We start from the raw sequence: 22,007 nt of genomic DNA on the forward strand, positions 1-22,007 counted from the left end.
TGTTGGCTCTGAAGGTGTGTTGGATGCGTGTCAGTGCGACGCGGGCCCCTCCAGAGCCAACGAAAAATACGCATACCAACGGTTAGTCATGGACACACCATAGCCCGGGCGTCCCGGGCCGGCCAAATTCCGTCCACGATGTGGCGCCCTGGCGTTTCTGGGGCACCCGCCCCGGCTCCAGGAGCAACGGCCCGCGCGCCAAACCGCCGTCATGCACGCCGGCCCCCGAGTCATGATGAGAAAACGCTTCCCCGTACCCGCTAGGCTTTCTGTGGCAGCAAGTGTTTGGCAGAGGAAGGACTCCATGGCGGGCAGACGCGAAACCCGGCGCATCGGCATCGCCGACGTCGCCCTCAAGGCCGGAGTTTCCCATGCCACGGTGTCGCGGGTCATGAACGGGAACACCACCGTTGATCCCGTCATCGCGGCCCGGGTGCGGGCCGCCGCCACCGAGCTGAAATACAAGCCGAACCCCATGGGCCGCAGCCTGGCGCTGGGAAAATCGGACACGATCGGCATCGTGGTCCCGGATCTCTCCAACCCCACCTTCCAGGCCATCCTCCGCGGCCTCAGTGTCGCGGCCGCACGGGACGGCTACCGCGTGCTGATCGCCGATTCCTCCGAGGTCTCCAGCGAGGAAGCCATCCTGGCCGGTGAGGCCAGGCGCCGCTGCGACGGCGTGGTGCTCTGCGCCCCGCGCATGAGCGACGCAGAGCTGGAGGAGCTGGCCCCGTCCCTGTATCCGCTGGTCCTCATCAACCGCACCACCACCTCGGTTCCCACCCCCAGCCTGGTGGTGGACTACGGCCAGGGCATCCAGGAACTCGGCGCCCATCTGGTGGGCCTCGGCCACCGCCGGCTGCTCTACCTGACCGGCCCCAAGGCCAGTGCCTCGAATGTGCAGCGGCTCGCGGGCCTGAGGCAGTTCACTGCCGACTTCCCCGAGGTGGAACTGCAGATCCTGCCTGGCGGGAACACCTTCGACGCCGGCTTTGAGGCAACGGACGCCGTGCAGGCCAGCGGCGCCACGGGCATCCTGGTCTTCAACGACCTCGCCGCCATGGGGCTCCTCAACGGGCTCAGTGCGCGCGGCGTGCGCGTCCCCGAGGACATGTCCCTCACCGGCTTCGATGACATGCCGTTCGCGCGGTACACCATGCCTCCCCTCACCACGGCGGCGGTCCCTATTGCCAGCCTGGGCGACCTCGCCTGGCGGCGCATGCGGGACCAGATCATGAACAACGACGCCGAGTCCCCCACCGACTACTTCGCGCCGCAGATGGAAATCCGGGGCAGCACAGGACCGGTCAGGGCGTAGCCTTGGCGGCCTGCCCCATCCCCGCTTCGCGGTAGAAGCCGTGGATGTGCGCGGCCACCAGCCCGGCCGCGCGTGCGCCGTCGCCGTCGTTCACGGCCTGCAGGATGGCGCGGTGCTCGGACCGCAGGCGCGCGGCGGTGGCATCCCAGTCGGGCAGATTGGCCGTGAGCGCAGCGGCGTAGCCTTCAATCGCTTCCCGGAGCGAGCCCATCATGGTGCTCACCACGGCATTTCCGGCCGCCTCCGCCAGCGCCAGGTGGAAGCGGACGTCCAGTCCGAGGAAGTCCTCGACGGCGGAGTGCGCGTCCATCTCGTCCAGCAGCCTGGCGGCCTCCGCCAGGGCGGGGGCGTCCGCGGTGGCACGCGCCACCGCCCACGATTCCAGCAGGGCCCGCGTCTCCACGATGTCGGCGACGGGCAGGTGCTGGGTGGCGACATGGAGACGGAGCGCCGAGCCGAGTGCCGAGGCGGGCTCCGCGATGACCACGGTCCCCGCGTCCTTGCCCGAGCCGACTCCTGCGCGGACCACTCCCATGGCCTCGAGGATCCGGATGGCCTCCCGGACCGAGGTGCGGGACACCTGCAGCTGCTCGGCCAGGGCCCGCTCGGCCGGGAGCCGGCCGCCGAGAAGCAGCTGGCCATCGGAGAGTTGCTTCTCGATCCAGTGCAGGACGAGTTCGTGGGTACGCATAATCGAAGTTTACTTGATGTGGTTGGACCACATGATCTAGAGTGTGGTCCAACCACACAATCGAGTCCGGAGACAGCAATGACGCAGACCATCCAGCCCACCACTCCGCTGAACGGCGCCAGCGGTGACGCCTCCGCACGCGGCGGCACCGCCGTCGGGCGCCCGCCGGCCCTCAAGCGGCGCGTGCCGAAGATCGCCGACCTGGCTCCGTTGATGCAGTTCAAGAAGCCGGACTTCAGCCAGGCCGCCCGCCTGCGCCGCGCCAGCACCATCTGGGAGCTGCGGGACATCGCCAAGCGCCGTACCCCGCAGGCCCCCTTCGACTACACCGACGGCGCCGCGGAAGCGGAGATCACCCTGCGCCGGGCCCGCGAGGCCTTCCAGGACATCGAGTTCCGGCCGGGCATCCTGCGCGACGTGTCCAGCATCGACCTCCGCACGGACATCCTGGGCAAGGAATCCCGGCTGCCCTTCGGCATCGCACCCACGGGCTTCACCCGCATGATGCAGTCCGAGGGCGAATACGCCGGCTCGCAGGCCGCGGAGGCCGCCGGCATTCCCTACACCCTGTCCACCATGGGCACCGCCTCCATCGAGGACGTGGCCGCCGCCGCCCCGAACGGGCGCAACTGGTTCCAGCTATACCTGTGGACGGACCGCGAACGTTCGCTGGAACTCATCGAACGGGCCGCCGCGGCCGGGAACGATACCCTCATGGTCACGGTGGACACCGCCGTCGCCGGGGCCCGCCTGCGCGATGTCCGCAACGGCATGACCATTCCCCCGGCGCTGACCATCAAGACGGTCCTGGACGCCTCGTACCGCCCGGCCTGGTGGTTCAACTTCCTCACCCACGAGCCGCTGACGTTCGCCTCGCTCTCTCGCTACACCGGCACGGTGGCCGACCTCATCAATTCCATGTTCGACCCCACCCTGACGTTCGATGACCTCGACTGGCTGCGCGAAACGTGGAAGGGCAAGCTGGTGGTCAAGGGCATCCAGACCGTGGACGACGCCCGCAAGGTGGTGGACCACGGCGCGGACGGCATCGTCCTCTCCAACCACGGCGGCCGCCAGCTGGACCGCGCACCGATCCCGTTCCACCTGCTGCCGGAGGTCTCCGCCGCGCTCAAGGGCAAGGCGGACATCATCCTGGACACCGGCATCATGAGCGGCGCCGACATCGTGGCCGCGCTGGCCCTGGGCGCGGACTTCACGCTGATCGGCCGCGCCTACCTCTACGGGCTCATGGCCGGCGGCCGGGCGGGCGTGGACCGGACCATCCAGATCCTGGAGAAGGACATGGCCCGCACCATGGCGCTCCTCGGCGTCAGCAAGGTCGCGGAACTCACCCCGGAGCACGTCCGGCTGCTGCAGAAGTAGCACCAAACACAACTGACTCGCATTAGTGGTTGCTATGAGGACTCAAAACAACCACTAATGCGAGTCAGTTGGGGTGGGAAAGGACTAGATCAGGCCCTGGGCCAGCATGGCGTCGGCCACCTTGACGAAGCCGCCGATGTTGGCGCCCAGCACGTAGTTGCCCGGGTCGCCGTATTCCTCGGCGGTCGCGGCGCAACGGTCGTGGATGCCCATCATGATTTCGGTGAGGCGTGCTTCCGTGTGCTCGAAGCTCCAGGAGTCGCGGCTGGCGTTCTGCTGCATTTCCAGGGCGGAGGTTGCCACGCCGCCGGCGTTGGCCGCCTTGCCCGGGCCGAACAGGATGCCGGCTTCCTGGAAGACCGAGACGGCCTCGCGGGTGGAAGGCATGTTGGCGCCCTCGGCGATGGCGACCAGGCCGTTGCTGACAAGCTTTGCTGCGGCGTCGCCGTCGAGCTCATTCTGCGTGGCGCAGGGCAGCGCAACGGTGCCGTTGACGTCCCAGACGGAACCGCCGGCAACGTAGGAGACGGAGGAACCGCGGCGTGCCGCGTATTCGGTGAGGCGGGCGCGCTCGACTTCCTTGATCTGGCGCAGCAGGGAGACGTCGATGCCGGCTTCGTCCACGATGTACCCGGCGGAGTCGGAACAGGCCACCACGGTGGCGCCGAGGGCCTGGGCCTTGGCGATGGCGTAGATGGCCACGTTGCCGGAGCCGGAAACCACCACGCGCTGGCCGTCGAAGGACTGGCCGCGGGTCTTGAGCATTTCCTCGGCGAAGATGACCGTGCCGAAGCCGGTGGCTTCCGGGCGGACCAGGGAGCCGCCCCAGGACATGCCCTTGCCGGTAAGGACGCCGGACTCGTAGCGGTTGGTGATGCGTTTGTACTGGCCGAACAGGTAGCCGATTTCGCGGCCGCCCACGCCGATGTCGCCGGCGGGGACGTCGGTGTATTCGCCGATGTGGCGGTACAGCTCGGTCATGAAGGACTGGCAGAAGCGCATGATTTCAGCGTCGGAGCGGCCGCGGGGGTCGAAGTCCGAGCCGCCCTTGCCGCCGCCGATGGGCATGCCGGTGAGTGCGTTCTTGAAGATCTGCTCGAAGCCGAGGAACTTCACAATGCCCAGGTACACGGAGGGATGGAAGCGCAGGCCGCCCTTGTAGGGACCCAGTGCGGAGTTGAACTCAACGCGGAAGCCGCGGTTGACGTGCACGCGGCCGGAGTCGTCGGTCCACGGGACGCGGAAGATGATCTGGCGCTCCGGCTCGCACAGCCGTTCGAGGACGGCGCCCTCGAGGAACTCAGGGTGACGGTCGTGCACCGGGCCGAGGCTTTCGAAGACCTCGGTTACGGCCTGGTGGAATTCCAGTTCGCCGGGGTTGCGTGCCAATACGGTGTCCCGGACAGCCTCAAGCCTCGAATCCATGCATGTTCCAATCACTCAGGTCGCCGACCCGCGGCGAGACGTATAAATCTCGCCCATGGTCGCACCACCGGAGGTAGGACATCCATTTCTGCCCATTGTGACCGGCGCCGCATCAGGACGTGGAGGCGCGGCAAATTGGCGCAATCACGCGGAAACCAGCGATGAACACCGACCTAACGGTGTGAGGAGCGTCACGTTGGATTGCTGTGTTTTCGGTGTACGTTGTGCGCTTTCCCGGGCGCGGCGGAGATTACTTCTTCCGGCCGAACTTCGGCAGGTTGGGCAGGCTCGGCAGGTTCGCCAGAAGGTCGGCGGCCTTGGTTGCGGCGCGTCCCACCGTGCGTCCGATCTGCTGCGGAACAGTATCGTCCGCTCCGGGCTCGGCGGCCGTTTCGGGGAGCGCCGGGACCTGGGGCTCGACGGCGGTGACGGCCGTGGTGACGGCAGCGGCCGGCTTTTCCTTCGCTGCCTCGCCGGCGGGGCGGCCGTGCGTGGTTCCGGTGACGGGAACGACGGCGGAGGGAACGACGGCGGTGGGGGCAGCGCCGACGTCGAACGTCTCCAGCCAGCTGGCGATGCCCGCCAAGGGCTTGGGGTTCAGCGCGTAGTAGCGCTTCTGGCCCTGGGCACGCATGCTGACGAGATCTGCCTCCCGCAGAACCTTCAAATGCTTCGAAATGGTGGGCTGGCTCGCAGCGAGCTCCTCCACCAGTTCACCTACAGCCTTGTCCCCAGAGCGGAGGGAAACCAGGATGTCGCGCCTGGTTGCCTCAGCAATGACGGCAAATACGTCGTCAGTCACCATGTCTCCCACCCTAGCGACATATACGCCGATTGGCATCACTATTTCGCCGGGGTGAGGTTGGGGTGAGGACCGGAGTGCGCCGGGTTGCGGGCGGCGGATCGTTGACCGGGCCGGGGGCCGGTGCTACAACGGAGTCACGGTCCGTCCGGCCTGCCAGGCCCCGGCCGCTGAGCAGCTTGGGGTGCGAGGCCATGACTGACTATTTCCGCAGGCAGATGTTCAACATCATCGCTGGTGTGTTCCTGGCATTGTTCGTGCTCGTGTGGGCCACGGTCCTGCTGCGCGTCGGCACCTGGATCCCCACGGGCATCACAGCTGCCCCGGAGCTGAACGGGGCCCTGGTCACGGCTGCGGGCGTCCTGTCCACCTCGCTGAGTTCCCTGACGGCCTCCGCGCTGGGTTTCACCATCGCCGAAGTGAAGCGGGACCATGCCGACGGCGGCGGCGCCGTTCCCGGCGTGAATCCGGTGGAGGTGGCGGAGCGGCTGTCCGGCCGGGTCATCTGCGCCATCATGGTCTACATGACCGTAGGCATGCTGGTCCTGGTCTTGTGGCTGTTCAAGGGACCCGCATCCACGGACCTGCTCGGAGCGTTCGCCCTGTCCCTGCTGGGCTGGCTCGTGGGGGCGGCCGGCGTGGTGTTCCAGACGGAGAAGACCGGGCGCTGACGGCTGCCCGCCAGCTTGACGGCTGCCCGCCCGCTGGACGCAGGCGGCCTGCCGAAGCAAGCCTTCAGTCGAACCAGGGATCCAGGCCGTGCAGCGGGAACACTTCCTTGCGCGTGGCCATGATGCTGCGGTCCACGGCGTCGTTGGGGTCGTAGCCGACCTCCCAAGACCGCCACCAGGTGTCCACGCCGTCGCCCATGAGTTCCGGTGCCGTGACACCGTAGTGCTCCCGGACGTAGCTGCGCCAGGCCTCGGGAACCGGTGTGGAGACCGGCACGGGGCGCTGCGCCACCATGCCGATCAGGTGGCTCCAGGCACGCGGGACCACGCCCGTGACCTCGTAGCCTCCCCCGCCGGTGGCGATCCAGCGGTTCCCGCAGTACCGGGACGCCAGGCCGGCGACGGCGGCGGCCGCCTCGCGCTGTCCGTCCACGCTGAGGTTCAGGTGAGTCAGGGGGTCGAGGCGGTGTGAGTCGCAGCCGTGCTGGCTGACGATCACTTCCGGCTGGAACGCCCCCACGAGTTGCGGCACCACCGCATGGAAGGCGCGCAGCCAGGCGGCGTCCTCGGTCCAGGCCGGCAGGGCCACATTGACGGCCGTGCCCTGCGCGTCCGGGCCGCCGATCTCGTTGGCGAAGCCCGTGCCGGGGAACAGCGAGAGCCCGGATTCATGCAGGGAGATGGTCAGGACGCGGGGATCGTTCCAGAAGATGTTCTGCGTGCCGTCGCCGTGATGGGCGTCCACATCGATGTACGCAACCCGGCCCACACCGCCGTCGAGCAGTCGCTGTACGGCAAGGGCCGCATCGTTGTAGATGCAGAATCCGCTGGCCCGGTCACGGGCCGCGTGGTGCATGCCGCCGCTGAAGTTCACGGCGCGGAGGGCGCTGCCGGACAGCACGGCGTGGGCGGCGAGCAGCGAACCGCCCGCCAGGCGCGCACTGGCCTCGTGCATGCCGGCGAAGGCGGGATCGTCTTCGGTGCCCAGGCCGCGGGACTCGTCCGGCGTCGTCGGGTCTTCACTGACGCGGCGGACCGCCGCGACGTAGTCCTCGCTGTGCACGGCGTGGAGTTCGGCGTCGGTGGCAGGCTCCGGCGCTTCGACCGTCACGTGCTCCTGCTCGAACAATCCAAGCGCCGCGGCGAGCCTCGCGGTGAGCTCCAGCCGTTCCGGCGCCATGGGGTGGCCGGGCCCGAAATTGTAGGCGGCCATGGCGGGATCCCACACCACCGTCGTTGGCAGTGCGGACTGGCGGATGTTGGACCGGAAAGTCATCCAGATCAGGCTACCTGAGCCCGTCGTGCCCGGCCGCCCGGTTACGAAGGACGATTAGTGGTTTACTACTCAGGAAAGCATGTTCGATCGAGGAAGCACCATGACTCAGAGCCAGTCGAGGTCCAAGAGCCCTGCCAACTGGCAACCCGTCCAGTCCGAGCGGGAAGGCCTGTGGATCTTCACAGGCGTGCGCGACTTCATCGACAACATCGCCAACACGTCCCCGGCGCGCCTGGCGCTGACTGTCTTCGGCGTGGTGATCCTGTTGTTCACCGGCTTGCTGTCCCTGCCCGCCGCCTCGGCCTCCGGCGTGGCCACGCCGCTGCACCAGGCCATGTTCACGGCCGTCTCCAGCGTCTGCGTCACCGGGCTCACCGTGGTCTCGACTGCCACGCACTGGACCTTCTTCGGCCAGCTGGTCATCCTGGTGGGCATCTTCGTGGGCGGCTTGGGCACTTTGACCCTCGCCTCGCTGCTGGCCCTCATGGTCAGCAAACGCCTGGGAGTGCGTGGCAAGCTCATCGCACAGGAGGCCATGAACAACGCAGGCAGGCTGGGCGAGGTAGGCACCCTGCTGCGGATCGTCATTGTCACGTCCGTGGTGATCGAGGCGGCCTTGGCCCTGGCCTTGGTCCCCCGGTTCATGACGCTCGGCGAAGACTTCTGGCAGTCCGTGTGGCATGGCGTCTTCTACTCGATTTCCGCGTTCAACAACGCCGGCTTCACCCCCCATTCGGACGGCATCGTGCCCTACGAAACCGATCTCTGGATCCTCATCCCGCTCATGCTGGGCGTCTTCCTGGGCAGCCTGGGCTTCCCTGTGGTGATGGTTCTGCAGCAAAACGGGCTCAACTGGAAAAAGTGGAACCTGCACACCAAGCTCACCATCCAGGTGTCCTTCATCCTGCTGGCCGCAGGCACGGTCCTGTGGGGCCTCATGGAGTGGGACAACGTGCGGACCATCGGCCACATGGACCTGGGCGACAAGATCACCCACTCCCTCTTCGCCTCCGTCATGACCCGCTCGGGCGGCTTCAACCTGGTGGACCAGAACCACATGGAATCCACCACCATGCTGCTCACCGATGCGCTCATGTTCGCCGGCGGCGGTTCGGCGTCGACGGCGGGCGGCATCAAGGTGACCACCATCGCCGTCATGTTCCTCGCCATTGTGGCCGAGGCCCGCGGCGACGCCGATGTGAAGGTCTACGGCCGCACCATCCCCCAGGGCACCATGCGCGTGGCCATCTCGGTGATCGTCGCGGGCGCCACGCTCGTCTCGGTCTCGGCGTTCCTGCTGCTGCAGATCAGCGGGGCCACGCTGGACCGCGTGCTCTTCGAGACCATTTCCGCCTTCGCCACCGTGGGCCTCAGCACGAACCTCAGTGCCGAGCTGCCACCGTCGGGCGTCTACGTCCTCACGGCCCTCATGTTCGCCGGCCGCGTCGGCACCGTCACCCTGGCCGCCGCCCTGGCCCTGCGCCAACGCAGCCAGCTGTACCACTACCCGGAAGAGAGGCCAATCATTGGCTAGTTCCTCAGGAGCGCCCAACCGCCCCGCCCACAACGCGCCCGTGCTGGTGATCGGCCTGGGCCGCTTCGGCTCCGCCACGGCCGAGCAGCTCGTCAAGCAAGGCCGGGAAGTACTGGCCATCGAGCGCGACACCGCCCTGGTGCAGAAATGGGCGCCCGTCCTGACGCACGTGGTGGAGGCGGACGCCACCAACATCGATGCCCTCCGCCAGCTCGGCGCCCAGGAATTCAGCTCGGCCGTGGTGGGCGTGGGCACGTCCATCGAGTCGTCCGTGCTGATCACGGTGAACCTCGTGGACCTGGGGATCCAGCACCTCTGGGTCAAGGCCATCACGCCCTCGCACGGCAAGATCCTCACCCGGATCGGCGCCAACCACGTGATCTACCCCGAGGCAGACGCCGGCGTCCGCGCCGCGCACCTGGTCTCCGGGCGCATGCTGGACTTCATCGAGTTCGACGACGACTATGCGATCGTGAAGATGTACCCGCCCAAGGAGACCGTGGGGTTCACCCTGGAGGAATCCAAGGTCCGCTCCAAGTACGGCGTGACCATTGTGGGCGTGAAGACCCCGGGCGAGGACTTCACGTACGCCCGCCCGGAGACCAAGGTCTCCGGGCACGACATGCTGATCGTCTCCGGCCACGTGGACCTGCTGGAACGCTTCGCGGCGCGGCCGTAACGTCCCCACTCACCCGCCCGGGGGTCAGCCGAGCCGCTTGGGTCAGCCGAGCTGCTTGGTGATTTCGGCTGCGCGGGCGGCCGCCGCGCGGGCACCGTCGGCGATGATCGCCGGGATCCCGCCGTCGTTGAAGGCCGCGATGGCCCGCTCGGTGGTGCCGTTGGGGCTGGTGACGGCGATGCGCAGCGCTGTGGGGTCGGCGCCCGGTTCGGCCAGCATGAAGCCTGCACCGGCGACGGTTTCGCGGGCCAGCAGCAGTGACAGATCGGCATCCAGACCGAGTTCGACGCCCGCTGCGGCCATGGCCTCCGCCAGGTAGAACGCGTAGGCAGGCCCGGAGCCGCTGATCGCAGACAGGGCATCCACCTGCTCCTCGGGAATCTCCACCACTGTGCCCACGGCACCCAGCAGGTCCTTGGCCTTCTGCAGCTGTTCCGGGGAGCAGTGCGTGCCCGCGGAGACGGAGACGACGCCGCGGCCCAGCTTGGCGGGCGTGTTGGGCATGGTCCGGATGACGGGCTGGCCGGCGGGCAGCAACGCCTCAATCTGCGCGATGGAGACGGCGGCTGCGACGCTGAGGACGATCGTGTCCGGCGCCAGCGAGGTGCTGATGTCGCGGAGGAGATCGGCGACGCCGACGGGCTTGACGCCCACGATCACCAGGCCTGAGCCCTTGGCCGCAAGCTTGTTGTTGTCCGGTTCTTCCTCGCCGGCGATGGCCATGACGCCGTGGCGCTGCGCAAGTTCCGCGGCGCGCTCGGCACGGCGGACTGTGGCGACGATATCTGCAGGGTCAGTCCCCGCGGCCAGCATTCCGGCCAGGATGGCCTCGTTCATGGATCCACAGCCAAGGAAAGCGATTCGGTTGCTCATTGCTCCATGATGCCAGTTCGCCGGGGCCGGTGCAGGTGCCGCCTGGATTCACAGCAAGTTCCCAAGAAGATTGCAGGCTGTGCCCAAGATTGCTGCGTAGCTTAGTAGTTACCTCATAGAGGGTGCGAGTGATGAGGCGGGCATGGGGATGTCCGCCAACAGCACCGGTGGTCCGGACGGTTTCCCCCATTTTTCCGTCCAGGCCGCCGGTGCTTTCGCGTTTAACGCGCCTTTAGCTCGCCGCACGCCCCGGGCAGGCGCCGGTCGCACGGCCTGCCCGCCGCCGTCGGGGGCTAGCGTTCGAAATTCCGCACGAGCGGTGCCCCCAGGTGCTGGCGGGCGAAACGGAGCGTCTCGGCGAGCATCTGTTCCCGCTCCCCCGCGATCTTCGCCTTGCGGGTGGAGATCTCGGCCACCACCACGCCGTTGAAGCCGTTGGATGCCAGGTGCTGCAGGACATCGGCGCATTGCTGAGTGCCCGTGCCGGGGACCAGGTGCTCGTCCTTGCCCGAGCCGGAGCCGTCCGTGAGGTGGACGTGGCGGAGCTTGCCGCCCAGCGCCCGCACCGCCTCAAGACTGTTGGCGCCCGCCGTGGCGGCATGCGAGAAGTCCCAGGTGACGTCGTCGTAGTCCTGCCCGATGGGGTCCCAGTGCGGCAGGTACGCCACCGCCTCCCGGCCGCGCACGCGCCACGGGTACATGTTCTCCACCGCGATGTGCACCTGGTACATGGCGGCGATCTCGCGGACGCCCTCGGCGAAATTCTCCGCGTAGTTGGACTGCCAGCGGAACGGCGGGTGGACCACCACGGTGTCGCAGCCGACCTCGCGGGCCATCTGGCAGGACTTCTCGATCTTGTTCCAGGCCGCACCCCACACCTGCTGGGTGAGCAACAGCGTGGGCGCGTGGATGGAGACGATCTGCTGCCGGTAGCGGTGGCTGAGCTGGATCAGGGCGTCCGGGTTCTGACTCGTGGCGTTGTTGGTGACCATGACCTCCACGCCGTCGTAACCGAGATCCTGAGCCACGGCGAAGGCGTCGTAGACGCTCAGCGGGTAGACGGACGCGCTGGAGAGCGCCACCGGGATGCGGCGGCCGTTTTCTTCGGAGTGCTCGACGTCGGTGCTCATCTCAGACCGTCAGCCCGCCTGCCGCCGGGGCCGGTTCTGTTGCGGCCGGCTCTGTTGCTGCCGCGGTGGCGGCGGGAGCCGGCTCTGCGGCGGGGTCGCGGAGGGCCTCGTCCATGCTCTCCTGCAGCTTGGCGGCCTTCCTGGCGGCCTTTTCCTTTGCCTTGGCGCCCTTGCCAACGTGCGGCGCGGGGTCCAGCGCATCGTCGAAGACCAGCTGGTCGAGGCGGCGCAGGATCAGGCCCTCGCGCAGAGCCCAGGGGCAGATCTCCATCGTGGGGAACTCGAACATTTCCAGCGCCGCCTCGGCCACGAGCGCGCCGGCCAGCAACTGCCGGGCCCGGGCGTCCGAAACGCCGGGCAGGTACAGCCGGTCCGCCACGGTCATCGCGGAGATGCGCTGGGACCACAGGCCGAGGTCCGTGGCGTGGAGCTCGCGCTTGACGTAGGGGCCGGCACCGCTGGGGGCAGCCCCGGCGATGCGCGCCAGCGAACGGAAGGTCTTGGAGGTCCCCGCAACGAGGTTCGCCCGGCCGAGCGAGGCAAAGCCGGGAACCACCGGTTTGAGGGTGTCGCGGATGTAGCGGCGCAGTTCCTTGACGCTCTTGGCCGTGGGCGGATCGTCATGGAGCCAGTCGCGCGTCAACCGGCTGGCTCCCAGCGGGACCGAGGTGGCCAGTTCGGGAAGCTCGTCCGTGCCGTAGGCCATTTCGAAGGAGCCGCCGCCGATGTCCAGGTCCAGGATGGGCCCGGCCCCCCAGCCGTACCAACGCCGCACGGCGAAGAACGTCATGGAGGCTTCCTCGCTGCCGGTCAGTTCCTGCAGCGTCACCGTGGTTTCGTGCTTGACCCTGGCCAGCACTTCGGGGCCATTGCTGGCTTCGCGGATGGCCGAGGTACAGAACGCCAGGAGGTCCTTGGCCTTGTGGCGGGCCGCGAACTCCCAGGCTTCGAAGATGAACTCGATGAGTTCATGCTGGCCTGCTTCGGTGATGTTGCCGTCGCCGTCCTGGTACTGCACCAGTGACAACGGCCGCTTGTGCGAGGCGAAGGCTATGGGGCGTGCGCCCGGGTGCGCGTCCACCAGTAGAAGATGGACGGTGTTGGACCCGATGTCGAGAACGCCAAGACGCATTCTGCCATTATTCCCCGATTCGAAGCCCGCGGAGCAAATTGGCAGGGCGTTTTCGCATCATGGCGGCCCCGTGTTACCTGGCCGGCTGGTGCTGCCTGGCCGGTGGCCGCTATTCTGCGGGCTGCCCGGCTTCGTCGGCGCGCTTGAAGTCGCGGCGGATGTTGGCGATGCCTTCCGGATCGATTTCGAAGCCGTAGGCGCTGCCGGGGTTGATGACCATGCCGAGTTCGTCGCCGATGTTGCCCAGCACGGCCGAGCCCATGGTGCCCAGGACGTACGGGGCGGCTTCGAGGAAGCGGGTGTCCACGCGGCTGGGGTGGCTGAACACGGCAAGGACGGGCTGGCCCTCGGCGTTGGAGAGCACCAGCGGCTCCACCGACGATTCCGGGCCTTCCACGGCCTCCGCGCTGATGAGGAACACCTCGTTGTTGAGGAAGGCCAGGATGACGTCCACGGGGTTGGCATCCGGCTGTTCGGCCAAGGCAAGCTGGGTTTCGAGGTCGTTCAGGGGCGCGTCGTCCGGGGAAACCGTCTGTTCAGTCATGCTTCTACTCGACCACGTTTGAGCCCGGCACCGCAATTCCGAGGATGACACACGGACCGGGATGGGAGGAATCCGGCAGCGTGCGTCTAAGTTGGGCCCACGGCGACAGGGTTCCCTAGCCGAGCATGCGAGGTTAGGGAGTCGCCGGGGAGGAACGAGCGAGCACGCCTGGGCCCACACCGTCCGGGGTTCCCTGACCGAGCCTGCGAGGTTAGGGAGACGGTGGGGAGGATTTCTGCCATCCCGGTCCGGGGTTACTTCTTGGCTGCGACCTTCTTCGCCGGTGCCTTGCGGGCCGTGGTGGTCCGCTTGACCGGGCCCTTGGCGCGCTTTTCGGCGAGAAGCTCGATGGCCTGTTCCCGGGTCAGCTCCTCCAGGGAGGTGGCCCGCGGGACCGTGATGTTGGTGACGCCGTCGGTGATGTACGGGCCGAATCGGCCTTCCTTCACCACGATGTTCTTCTCCGAGACCGGGTCCGGGCCGAACTCGGCCAGCGGCGGCACCGCGGAACGTGCGCCACGCTGCTTGGGCTGCGAGTAGATCTCCAGCGCCTGTTCCAGCGTGATCGTGAAGATTTCCTCTTCCGTGCCGATCGAACGGGAGTCGGTGCCCTTCTTCAGGTACGGGCCGAAGCGGCCGTTCTGCACCGTGATCGGGGTGCCTTCCGCGTCGGCGCCCAGCACCCGGGGCAGGCTCATGAGCTGCATCGCCTCGTCAAGGGTGATGGAATCAACCGTCATGGACTTGAAGAGCGAACCCGTGCGCGGCTTGGCCTTGACGGGCTTCTTCGGCGGCTTGGGCTTGCCGTTCTTGTAGTACTCCACCGGCTGGTTGGCCAGCTGTTCCTCGGTCATCTCCGGGATGACCTCGGTGACGTAGGCGCCGTAGCGGCCGTTTTTGGCCACCACCGTGTGGCCGGTGTGGGGATCGTGGCCCAGGACGCGTTCCTCCGGGGCCGCCGTCTCCATGAGCTCGATGGCCTTGGCGGGCGTGAGCTCGTCCGGAGCCAGGTCCTCGGGCACATTGGCGCGCGCCGACTCCACCACTTCACCGGTCTTGGCGTCGATGGTGGGGATGGAGCTTTCCAGGTACGGGCCAAACTTGCCCACGCGCAGGGTGATGCCTTCGGCGATCGGCACGGAGTTGATCTCGCGGGCATCGATTTCACCGAGGTTGTTCACGATACTGAGCAGGCCGGGATCGGAGTCTTCACCGTAGTAGAAGTGCTTGAGCCAAGCCGCGCCCACGGCCTGGCCGTTGGCGATCTTGTCCAGATCGCCTTCCATGTCAGCCGTGAACTCGTAGTCCACATAGTCCGTGAAGTGCTGCTCAAGCAGCCGGATCACCGAGAACGCGATCCAGCTCGGCACCAGGGCCGAACCCTGCTTCCGGACGTAGCCGCGGTCCTGGATGGTGGAGATGGTGGAGGCATAGGTGGACGGGCGTCCGATGCCCTTCTTTTCGAGCTCCGCCGTGAGGGAGGCTTCCGTGTAGCGCGGCGGCGGCGAGGTGTCGTGGCCGATCGCGACGATTTCGGAGGCGCTCAGCGCGTCGTCCTTGGCCACGTTGGGCAGGCGGCGGGCTTCCTCGGAGTCGTCGTCTCCGCGGCTCTCGTCCTTGCCTTCTTCATAGGCGGCCAGGAAGCCGGGGAAGGTGATGACGGTACCGGAAGCCGAGAATTCGGCGTCGCGGCCGTCGCTCGCCACGGCACCCAGGCGGATGGTGGCGGTGGATCCCTTGGCATCGCCCATCTGGGAGGCAACGGTGCGCTTCCAGATCAGCTCGTAGAGGCGGAATTCATCGCCGCTGAGCTGGCTGGCCACCTGGGCCGGCGTGCGGAACGAGTCACCGGCGGGACGGATGGCCTCGTGGGCTTCCTGCGCGTTCGCTGCCTTGCCGGTGTATACGCGGGGCGACGCCGGGATGTACTCGGGGCCGTAGAGCTCAGAGGCTTGGCGGCGGGCGGCCGTGACGGCTTCGTCGCTCAGCGCGGAGGAGTCCGTACGCATATAGGTGATGTAGCCGTTTTCGTACAGGCGCTGGGCGACCTGCATGGTGCTCTTGGAGGAGAAGCGCAGCTTGCGGCCGGCTTCCTGCTGCAAGGTGGAGGTGGTGAACGGGGCTGCGGGCCGGCGCGTGTACGGCTTGGTGTCGACGGAGCGGACGCGGAAGTCCGCGGTCTCCAGCGCAGCCGCCAACGAGGTGGCCAGCTCCTCGTTGAGGTGCACGGCGTTGGAGGAGGTGAGCACGCCGTCGTCGTTGAAGTCGCGGCCGCTGGCAACCTTCGCGCCGTCCACGGCAGCAAGCTTGGCCTTGAAGGACGCCGAACCCGTGCCGAACTGGCCGGTCAGGTCCCAGTAGGACGCGGACTTGAAGGCCATGCGTTCGCGTTCGCGGTCCACCACCATGCGGGTGACCACAGACTGCACGCGGCCGGCGGACAGGCCCCGCGCCACCTTGCGCCACAGCACCGGGGAGATCTCGTAGCCGTAGAGGCGGTCCAGGATGCGCCGGGTTTCCTGGGCGTCCACCAGTGCGGTGTCGACGTCGCGCAGGTTGTCCATGGCACGGTGGATGGCTTCTTTGGTGATTTCACCGAAGGTCATGCGGTAGACGGGAACCTTGGGCTTCAGGACCTCCAGGAGGTGCCACGCGATGGCTTCGCCTTCGCGGTCCCCATCGGTTGCGAGGTAGAGCGCGTCGGCGTCTTTCAGCTGGGCCTTGAGCTCGGCAACCTTTTTCTTCTTGTCCGGGGACACCACGTAGTACGGCTTGAAGTCGTTTTCGATGTCGACGGCGAACTTGCCAACCGAGGTCTTCTTCAGTTCTGCAGGGAGGTCCGAGGGCTGCGGGAGGTCACGGATGTGGCCGATGGAGGCCTCGACAATGAAGCCTTCGCCCAGGTACTTGGCGATGGTCTTGCTCTTGGCAGGAGACTCCACGATCACGAGTTTCTTACCGGTTTTGGCCTTGCTTGGCACGGTGCTCCTACAGAAAAAGATTTGCTCGGGCGATGTGCCCATATTGGCCTAGTTCACCATATTTTGCAGAATCCTGCGCATCCATGTGGAAAACCCGGGGCCCTGGCCGCCTGCTAGTTTCCGGGCGCCACCCGGTCATCCGGGATCATGGACCACAAGGTGGCGACCCTCTGCGCGCCGGCGGGAATCCGTGCCGGGTCCTCGAGTTCGTAGCTTCGCAGGAGCTCGAGAAGCTTCTCGGAAAGCTCGGCCCGCTGCTGGTCAGTCAGGTACAGCAGATTGCTGGACAACAACATCGAGGCGGGCTCCGCAGCGGCGTTGCCCTGCTGCCGCCGTTCCGCCCGGGCCCGGGCAAATGCCGTTGCGCGGCGCCGGAAAGCATCCAGTTCAAGATCGACGACGGCGATCTCCGGGTTCGCTGCGCTGCCGCCGGATTTGATGGTGAAGTCCGTTCCGGCCGCCTTCCAGCGCCGCTCCCGGGCGTCGCCGGACGTTTCCGCCGGAGCGACGATCCCCCATTTCCGCAGTGCCCGCAGGTGGTAGCTCATGGCACTGGGGGTCAGCCCGGTGCGGGCGGCGAGTTCCGTGGCGGTGTGGCTTGCCTGCGTGGAGTAGAGCTCCGAAATGACCTCCAGGCGGGCGGCGTGGGCGAGGGCTCGGATGGCTTTGGGATCGCTGATCTCGACCGTTTTCTCAGGCCGTTTCCGGCGGGCGGACGTTGCCGCGGTTTCCCCTTGCTGGCTGTCTGGAATCACCTGATCAGTGTAGCCAGCGCCCTGGCTGCCCAAGGTCTACTGCCCGTCCGGGAGCAGGAAACCGTCGCGCACCAGATTGGCGACATCGCCCAGCAGGCCTGCGCGGAAGGCCTGCGGATCGAAATCCTCGCCGCCGCCCAGCAGCGCAACAAGGGCTCCGATGATCTGGCTGACGGAGAGCTCGCCGTCGCACGCAGAGACGAAGCCAGCGAGCTCCGTGCTCAGCAGGTTGGTACGGCGCAGGCCGGCTCCCTGGCGCAGGAGGATGACGCCCGGGTGTTCCGCGCCGGGGCGCTGGTGGCGTTCCTCCGTGACGTCCTCGGCGACCACCAAGTGGGCCTCCGCGAGGTGGTGGGCGGCCAGCCAGTCGGCGCGCTCCACGGAGGCGCCAAGGTGCGGTCCCACGGGCTGCTCAATGGGGTAGGTGATTTCCTCGAAGCGGCTGATGGCGGCGTTCCCGGCATCTACGGGGTTCCCGGCATCTGCGGGGCGGCGGAGCCAGATCATGCCGAAGCCGATGCCCTCCACCTCGCGCGAGGCGAAGTCCGCCAGGTAGGCGGCGTACGACTCCTGGTAGTGGCTGCGGTCCCGGGATTCCGAGGCGTCCTGTAGCCAGGTTTCCGCGTACAGCTCAGGGCCCACCTGCTCGCGCTGGATGAACCAGGCATCGGTGCCGGAACCATCCAGCCAGGACTTGGGCCGCTCGCTCCACTGCGTGCCTGCCGTGATTTCCCAGTTGCCGAGCATCTGGGCCGTGCCGCCGGGAGCCAGGACGCCGGACAAGCTCCGGACCAGGCTGGCCACGATCTCATCGCCCGGCAGTCCGCCGTCGCGGTAGGTGAACTGCTCCGACGCGGACTCGCCGGTGCTGCGCGGGGTGATCACGAAAGGCGGGTTGGAGACCACCAGCCCGAAGCGCTCCCCCTCCACAGGTTCCAGCAGCGATCCCAGGCGCAGGCTGACACGGGCGTCCAGGTTTCCGGGGTCCAGGTGCAGCGCCTCCGCGTTGAGCAGGAGGTTAAAGCGGGTGAAGGCGAGCGCCCGCTCGGAAATGTCCGTGGCGGTGACGTGCTCGCAGTGGTGCAGCAGGTGGAAGGTCTGGATGCCGCAGCCGGTGCCCAGGTCCAGGGCGCGTTCGGTGTGGCGCCGGATGGTGGTCTGCACCAGTGTGGTGGAGGCCTGCCCGATTCCCAGCACATGGTCATGGCGCAGCACACCGGCCCGCTGGTGGGCCGCCAGGTCGCTGGAGACCCACAGCTCCGCGCCTCCGCTGCCGTCTTCATTGGCATCCCAGCCGTAGGGGCGCAGATCCGCCTTGGCGGCGACAGCGCCGTCGTCGTCCAGCTGGGCCAAGCCCAGCTCCAGCAAACCCGCGGTGCGGATCCCAGGGAGGGCGGCGTCGATCTCTTCCGGAGGCTGCGGGACGGCGAGGAGCCACAGGCTGACGACGGCCGCGAGCGCACGGGCGGCCGGATCGGCCGTGACGGCTTGCCGGGCGGCGATGAGTGCGGGGATCAGCTGGTCCCGGTTGAGCGCCGAGGACGCGGCGGCGCCCAGGAAATCGGCGACGCCGTCCACCGTGTAGCCCACGGCACGGAGGTCCGCGGCGAGCCCCGCGAGCAGCCCCGGGAGGTCGCTGCGCGGGGCGTCGGGGATGTTGCCGGTGGCGAAAAGGCTTGCAGAATCAGTCACCCTGCCAGTCTATTGCCGGGGATCGCGGCCCCGGACCGGGCAATGCCCCTATGTGGATAAGGGCCCGGCGGGCCGGAGCAGGTAGCGTTGAAGCATGGCTTTCCTCCCCTCCACATGGCGCCGCGCCGCCCTGCTCGCCGTCGCGGCCGGCACGCTCGCGGCAGCAACCGGCTGCCAGGCGCCCGGCAGCATCACCGATGCCGATGTCCCCGCATGGAAGGCCAAGACCCTGCCGGCCGCCAGCGGCATCGTGCTGGAGGATGCCGGGAAGATCCTCAACCGGGACCCCCTCGTCAAGGACGCGGCCAGGGTCAGCGCCGGGAACTACACCCTCACCATGGCCTGCGACGGCGGCGGGAAGGTCTTCTTCGCCGTGTCCTCCGCGGGCAGCCAGATCGCCGATGCCGGGGCGGCCTGCAACGGCAGCCTCGAAACGGTCAAGATCAAGGTGGCCACGAGCGGGCCACTGAGCATCAGCACCTCAAGCGTGGACGCACCCCTGATCTTCGCCTACCAGCTGGTTCCCGCCGCCTGACGGCCTTTCCGCGCAGGTGCCCTTCCCTGCGGCCTTCTGCGGCGAGCCTTCCGGGCGTAGTCTCAAGCCATGTCCGCCATCGGGGGACGGTTGGTGCACCATGCCCTGCTTCCCATGCTTGCGCTGCTGCTGATCATGGCTGCCCCGGGCTGTGAATACTCCACCGAATACGACGAGCCGCGTCAGTCTGCCAGCGGGCCGGCGGAGGCACCGCTCCCTGTCCTGCGGGAGCAGAACAGGCAGCAGGTGCTGGCACAGCTCAGTCCCGGACCGGACATCGGCCGCCTCGTGGGCGGCGTCTTCGGGCGCCTGGACGGCGCCTCGAACGACGTAACCGCAGTTCCAGTGGAGGCAGGCAGTTTCGTTCTGACAGGAGCATGCAGCGGAGCGGCGACGGCACGGTTCCTGCTCAGCCAGGAGCTGGGAATCGTTGCCGGGCTTCCCGTGCAGTGTGGCGCGCCTCTGAGCATCATGCTCGACCTTGTGGCGGGGAGTGCGGCCATCTCCATGGAGTCAACGGATGCGCACCTGGCCGCGATGGGCGGAGCATGGCTGGTACGGGCCCCGGCAGGAGCCCCGGCACCGTTCCCCCTGCCGAGGGATGCTGCCGTTCGGCGGTGGGCCGCGGGCATCCTCGGCGAGCCCGGCCCCTACCAGCGCCTCGTCGTCGGGGATCTCAACGGCCCCACGGTGGTCCCCGACGGCGCGGCGGACGCAACGTTCGACGTAATCCTGGCCTGCCAGGGCCACCGCAAGGTCAAGCTCACCTTCACCAACCAGGTGTCCGGGGCCGTCATCGCCACGGACACCATGGGCTGCACGGGCGTCCGGACGATCCGCGCGGCGGTGGACAGCGGCGGCTTCTTCCTGCGTCTCGAGCCGGAGGACGGCGGGCCCGGGGACGGGTCGGGAGCAGCCAGCACCGGTTCAGGGATGTTCGGATACCGGATCGTTCCCGTGACGCCCCGCCCCTGATGGGCCGGAATTCATGTCCGGACAAGGCGCCGCTGACGGGCTTTTGGCCGCCGAAGGCCAGGCGTAGAGTCATCACATGGGCAGCCCGGGCGCCCGGAAGGTGCGGTCTGGACGGCTGGCGAGCGCCGCCGTCGTGATTCTGCTTGGGCTCTGCGCCCCGCTGGCCGCGTGCGAATACATCGACGACGGCGGGAGGCTGACTCCCAGCCCTGCCGCACGGTCGTTCACGGATGCGGTGCTGCCGCGCGACCCGGAGCTGGGGCGGACGGTCACGGGGGACAAACTGGACGCCTGGGCACGGGCGGTGGTGCCGGATGCCCAGGGGCAGTCGTTCTATGACAGCCGCGGGCTCGTGAACGCCGGGGAGTCGCGCACCGAACAAACCGTACAGCTTCCCGGCGGCACCTACGCCGTGTCCCTGGCCTGCCGGGGGACGCGGCGGGCATCGTTCGTGGTGAAGAACGGCGACGCGGCACTGGTGGAGCTGACGCTGGACTGCGCCAACACTCGCGTGAACGTGCTGCAACTGGCCAGGGATGCCGTGCTGGCCATCACGGTGTCGGCGAACAGCGACGCGAACTTCGCCTACCGCGTCAGCCGGCTCTAGCCTGCTCAGGCGGCGGCGCAGCCTCCGGGGCAGCGCAGGGTCTCCGGGCTGGAGGCGCATTCGGCGCAGTACAGGGTCAGGGTCCGGCAGCTGAGGTTGGAACAGTTCTCGAACTTGTTGGTGGGCGCGGCGCAGCGCACGCATTCGCCGATGGTCTTGGCGTCCTCGCTGAATTCGACGTGCATGCGCTTGTCGAACACGTACAGCGAGCCCTCCCAGAGTCCCTGGTCCTTGAACGTCTCGCCGTAGCGGACGATGCCGCCGTCGAGCTGGTAGACCTCCTTGAAGCCGCGGTTTACCATCAGGCTGGAGAGGACTTCGCAGCGGATGCCGCCGGTGCAGTACGTGACCACCGGCTGGTCCTTGAGGTCGTCGTACTTGCCGGAATCGAGTTCCTTGATGAAGTCGTGCGTGGTGGCGACGTCCGGAACGATCGCGTCCTTGAACTTGCCGATCTGCGCTTCAAAGGCATTGCGGCCGTCGAAGAACTTCACTTCCTGTCCGGCCGCCTTCTTCGCTTCCAGCATGGCGTGCAGTTCCTCCGGCTGGAGATGCGTGCCGCCGCCGACAACGCCGTTCCCATCCACCTTCAGCTCGCCCGGGGCGCCGAAGGACACGATCTCGTCGCGCACCTTGACGCTCAGGCGCGGGAAATCGGCGGCGCCGCCCTCGGACCACTTGAAGTCAATGCCGTGGAAACCCTTGTATTCGCGGGTGGTCTTGACGTACTGCTTCATGTTGTTCAGCTCGCCCCCCACAGTGGCGTTGATGCCGTCCGGGGAGATCAGGATGCGCCCGGTGAGGCCGAGCTTCTCGCACAGGGCACGCTGCCAGAGCCGCACCGCATCAGGGTCGGCGATCGGGGTAAAGCCATAGAAGAGCACAATTCGGTTCAAAGCCACGTATTTAAGGGTACTGGGTGGGGGAAAATCCGTGTGTCGGAGCCCCTGCCGGGCGCCCGAAGCTGGTGCCCGAAGTGTTAACGCAGCCGTTACTGGCGGCCC

General features: G+C 67.6%; 20 protein-coding genes. 8 read left to right on the forward strand and 12 right to left on the reverse strand.

The features are described 5' to 3' along the window. Window positions 1-304 precede the first annotated feature (304 nt). On the forward strand, window positions 305-1,318 hold the full coding sequence (locus NVV90_RS16595) for a LacI family DNA-binding transcriptional regulator (RefSeq protein WP_258438344.1): 1,014 nt from the start codon (window positions 305-307) through the stop codon (window positions 1,316-1,318). Here NVV90_RS16595 and NVV90_RS16600 read toward each other — a convergent pair. Continuing rightward, window positions 1,308-2,009: a FadR/GntR family transcriptional regulator gene (locus NVV90_RS16600; RefSeq protein WP_258438345.1), complete on the reverse strand. Its 702-nt coding sequence runs from the start codon at window positions 2,007-2,009 to the stop codon at window positions 1,308-1,310. The genes NVV90_RS16595 and NVV90_RS16600 overlap by 11 nt on opposite strands. A gap of 78 nt (window positions 2,010-2,087) precedes the next feature. On the opposite strand from NVV90_RS16600, the gene NVV90_RS16605 reads away from it, so the two are divergent. After that, the gene (locus NVV90_RS16605) at window positions 2,088-3,392 is read left to right on the forward strand and encodes an alpha-hydroxy-acid oxidizing protein (protein ID WP_396125320.1); all 1,305 of its coding nucleotides are present in this window, start codon (window positions 2,088-2,090) and stop codon (window positions 3,390-3,392) included. A gap of 84 nt (window positions 3,393-3,476) precedes the next feature. On the opposite strand, the gene gdhA is transcribed toward NVV90_RS16605, so the two are convergent. Together gdhA and NVV90_RS16615 are read right to left on the reverse strand one after the other, a co-directional pair. Next, the gene (gdhA, locus tag NVV90_RS16610; RefSeq protein WP_258438346.1) at window positions 3,477-4,817 is read right to left on the reverse strand and encodes an NADP-specific glutamate dehydrogenase; all 1,341 of its coding nucleotides are present in this window, start codon (window positions 4,815-4,817) and stop codon (window positions 3,477-3,479) included. A gap of 250 nt (window positions 4,818-5,067) precedes the next feature. Then, on the reverse strand, window positions 5,068-5,622 hold the full coding sequence (locus tag NVV90_RS16615; RefSeq protein WP_258438347.1) for a helix-turn-helix transcriptional regulator: 555 nt from the start codon (window positions 5,620-5,622) through the stop codon (window positions 5,068-5,070). Between the two features lie 191 nt (window positions 5,623-5,813). On the opposite strand from NVV90_RS16615, the gene NVV90_RS16620 reads away from it, so the two are divergent. Beyond that, complete coding sequence (locus NVV90_RS16620) at window positions 5,814-6,290, forward strand: hypothetical protein (protein WP_258438349.1); 477 nt, start codon at window positions 5,814-5,816, stop codon at window positions 6,288-6,290. Window positions 6,291-6,354: 64 nt separating this feature from the next. Here the strand turns inward: NVV90_RS16620 and NVV90_RS16625 are convergent, their stop codons facing one another. Beyond that, window positions 6,355-7,503, reverse strand: coding sequence for an acetoin utilization protein AcuC (locus NVV90_RS16625; protein WP_396125413.1), 1,149 nt, complete (start codon window positions 7,501-7,503; stop codon window positions 6,355-6,357). 163 nt (window positions 7,504-7,666) lie between these two features. Here NVV90_RS16625 and NVV90_RS16630 point away from each other — a divergent pair, with 163 nt between their 5' ends. Both NVV90_RS16630 and NVV90_RS16635 read left to right on the forward strand, forming a co-directional pair. After that, the gene (locus NVV90_RS16630; RefSeq protein ID WP_258438353.1) at window positions 7,667-9,100 is read left to right on the forward strand and encodes a TrkH family potassium uptake protein; all 1,434 of its coding nucleotides are present in this window, start codon (window positions 7,667-7,669) and stop codon (window positions 9,098-9,100) included. A gap of 40 nt (window positions 9,101-9,140) precedes the next feature. Beyond that, on the forward strand, window positions 9,141-9,779 hold the full coding sequence (locus NVV90_RS16635; protein WP_396125414.1) for a potassium channel family protein: 639 nt from the start codon (window positions 9,141-9,143) through the stop codon (window positions 9,777-9,779). Between the two features lie 42 nt (window positions 9,780-9,821). Here NVV90_RS16635 and proC read toward each other — a convergent pair whose 3' ends face one another. The 7 genes from proC to NVV90_RS16670 form a co-directional block, all read right to left on the reverse strand. Continuing rightward, on the reverse strand, window positions 9,822-10,652 hold the full coding sequence (gene proC, locus NVV90_RS16640; RefSeq protein WP_258438355.1) for a pyrroline-5-carboxylate reductase: 831 nt from the start codon (window positions 10,650-10,652) through the stop codon (window positions 9,822-9,824). Between the two features lie 293 nt (window positions 10,653-10,945). Then, entirely contained in the window at window positions 10,946-11,782 is an 837-nt protein-coding gene (locus NVV90_RS16645; protein ID WP_258438356.1) for a sugar phosphate isomerase/epimerase, read from the reverse strand. A 1-nt stretch (window position 11,783) separates the two neighbouring features. Then, window positions 11,784-12,914 (reverse strand): Ppx/GppA phosphatase family protein, encoded by a 1,131-nt coding sequence (locus tag NVV90_RS16650; RefSeq protein WP_258438357.1) that lies wholly within the window; start codon window positions 12,912-12,914, stop codon window positions 11,784-11,786. Between the two features lie 109 nt (window positions 12,915-13,023). After that, window positions 13,024-13,458, reverse strand: a complete 435-nt coding sequence (locus NVV90_RS16655) for an SseB family protein (RefSeq protein WP_258438358.1) — start codon at window positions 13,456-13,458, stop codon at window positions 13,024-13,026. A gap of 254 nt (window positions 13,459-13,712) precedes the next feature. Next, complete coding sequence (gene topA, locus NVV90_RS16660; protein ID WP_258438359.1) at window positions 13,713-16,439, reverse strand: type I DNA topoisomerase; 2,727 nt, start codon at window positions 16,437-16,439, stop codon at window positions 13,713-13,715. Window positions 16,440-16,552: 113 nt separating this feature from the next. Then, on the reverse strand, window positions 16,553-17,194 hold the full coding sequence (locus NVV90_RS16665; RefSeq protein ID WP_258438360.1) for a helix-turn-helix transcriptional regulator: 642 nt from the start codon (window positions 17,192-17,194) through the stop codon (window positions 16,553-16,555). 36 nt (window positions 17,195-17,230) lie between these two features. Then, entirely contained in the window at window positions 17,231-18,886 is a 1,656-nt protein-coding gene (locus NVV90_RS16670) for a methyltransferase (RefSeq protein ID WP_258438361.1), read from the reverse strand. A gap of 94 nt (window positions 18,887-18,980) precedes the next feature. On the opposite strand from NVV90_RS16670, the gene NVV90_RS16675 reads away from it, so the two are divergent. From NVV90_RS16675 to NVV90_RS16685, 3 genes are all read left to right on the forward strand, one after another. After that, window positions 18,981-19,421, forward strand: coding sequence for a hypothetical protein (locus NVV90_RS16675; RefSeq protein ID WP_258438362.1), 441 nt, complete (start codon window positions 18,981-18,983; stop codon window positions 19,419-19,421). A gap of 69 nt (window positions 19,422-19,490) precedes the next feature. After that, entirely contained in the window at window positions 19,491-20,396 is a 906-nt protein-coding gene (locus NVV90_RS16680; protein ID WP_258438363.1) for a hypothetical protein, read from the forward strand. Between the two features lie 133 nt (window positions 20,397-20,529). Beyond that, window positions 20,530-21,003 (forward strand): hypothetical protein, encoded by a 474-nt coding sequence (locus NVV90_RS16685; RefSeq protein WP_258438364.1) that lies wholly within the window; start codon window positions 20,530-20,532, stop codon window positions 21,001-21,003. 5 nt (window positions 21,004-21,008) lie between these two features. Here NVV90_RS16685 and NVV90_RS16690 read toward each other — a convergent pair whose 3' ends face one another. Then, window positions 21,009-21,905 carry a rhodanese-related sulfurtransferase gene (locus tag NVV90_RS16690; RefSeq protein WP_258438365.1) on the reverse strand — a complete coding sequence of 299 codons (897 nt, stop codon included), beginning with the start codon at window positions 21,903-21,905 and terminating at the stop codon, window positions 21,009-21,011. Window positions 21,906-22,007 lie beyond the last annotated feature (102 nt).

The organism is Arthrobacter sp. CJ23 (assembly GCF_024741795.1).
GTDB lineage: Bacteria > Actinomycetota > Actinomycetes > Actinomycetales > Micrococcaceae > Arthrobacter.

Coding starts and splice junctions, on each gene's coding strand:
- NVV90_RS16625 (WP_396125413.1), bottom strand. CDS start 7,503: ATGGCCGCCTACAATTTCGGGCCCGGCCACCCCATGGCGCCGGAACGG.
- NVV90_RS16650 (WP_258438357.1), bottom strand. CDS start 12,914: ATGCGTCTTGGCGTTCTCGACATCGGGTCCAACACCGTCCATCTTCTA.
- NVV90_RS16630 (WP_258438353.1), top strand. CDS start 7,667: ATGACTCAGAGCCAGTCGAGGTCCAAGAGCCCTGCCAACTGGCAACCC.
- NVV90_RS16645 (WP_258438356.1), bottom strand. CDS start 11,782: ATGAGCACCGACGTCGAGCACTCCGAAGAAAACGGCCGCCGCATCCCG.
- NVV90_RS16620 (WP_258438349.1), top strand. CDS start 5,814: ATGACTGACTATTTCCGCAGGCAGATGTTCAACATCATCGCTGGTGTG.
- gdhA (WP_258438346.1), bottom strand. CDS start 4,817: ATGGATTCGAGGCTTGAGGCTGTCCGGGACACCGTATTGGCACGCAAC.
- NVV90_RS16595 (WP_258438344.1), top strand. CDS start 305: ATGGCGGGCAGACGCGAAACCCGGCGCATCGGCATCGCCGACGTCGCC.
- NVV90_RS16675 (WP_258438362.1), top strand. CDS start 18,981: ATGGCTTTCCTCCCCTCCACATGGCGCCGCGCCGCCCTGCTCGCCGTC.
- NVV90_RS16600 (WP_258438345.1), bottom strand. CDS start 2,009: ATGCGTACCCACGAACTCGTCCTGCACTGGATCGAGAAGCAACTCTCC.
- NVV90_RS16615 (WP_258438347.1), bottom strand. CDS start 5,622: ATGGTGACTGACGACGTATTTGCCGTCATTGCTGAGGCAACCAGGCGC.
- NVV90_RS16605 (WP_396125320.1), top strand. CDS start 2,088: ATGACGCAGACCATCCAGCCCACCACTCCGCTGAACGGCGCCAGCGGT.
- NVV90_RS16680 (WP_258438363.1), top strand. CDS start 19,491: ATGTCCGCCATCGGGGGACGGTTGGTGCACCATGCCCTGCTTCCCATG.
- NVV90_RS16655 (WP_258438358.1), bottom strand. CDS start 13,458: ATGACTGAACAGACGGTTTCCCCGGACGACGCGCCCCTGAACGACCTC.
- proC (WP_258438355.1), bottom strand. CDS start 10,652: ATGAGCAACCGAATCGCTTTCCTTGGCTGTGGATCCATGAACGAGGCC.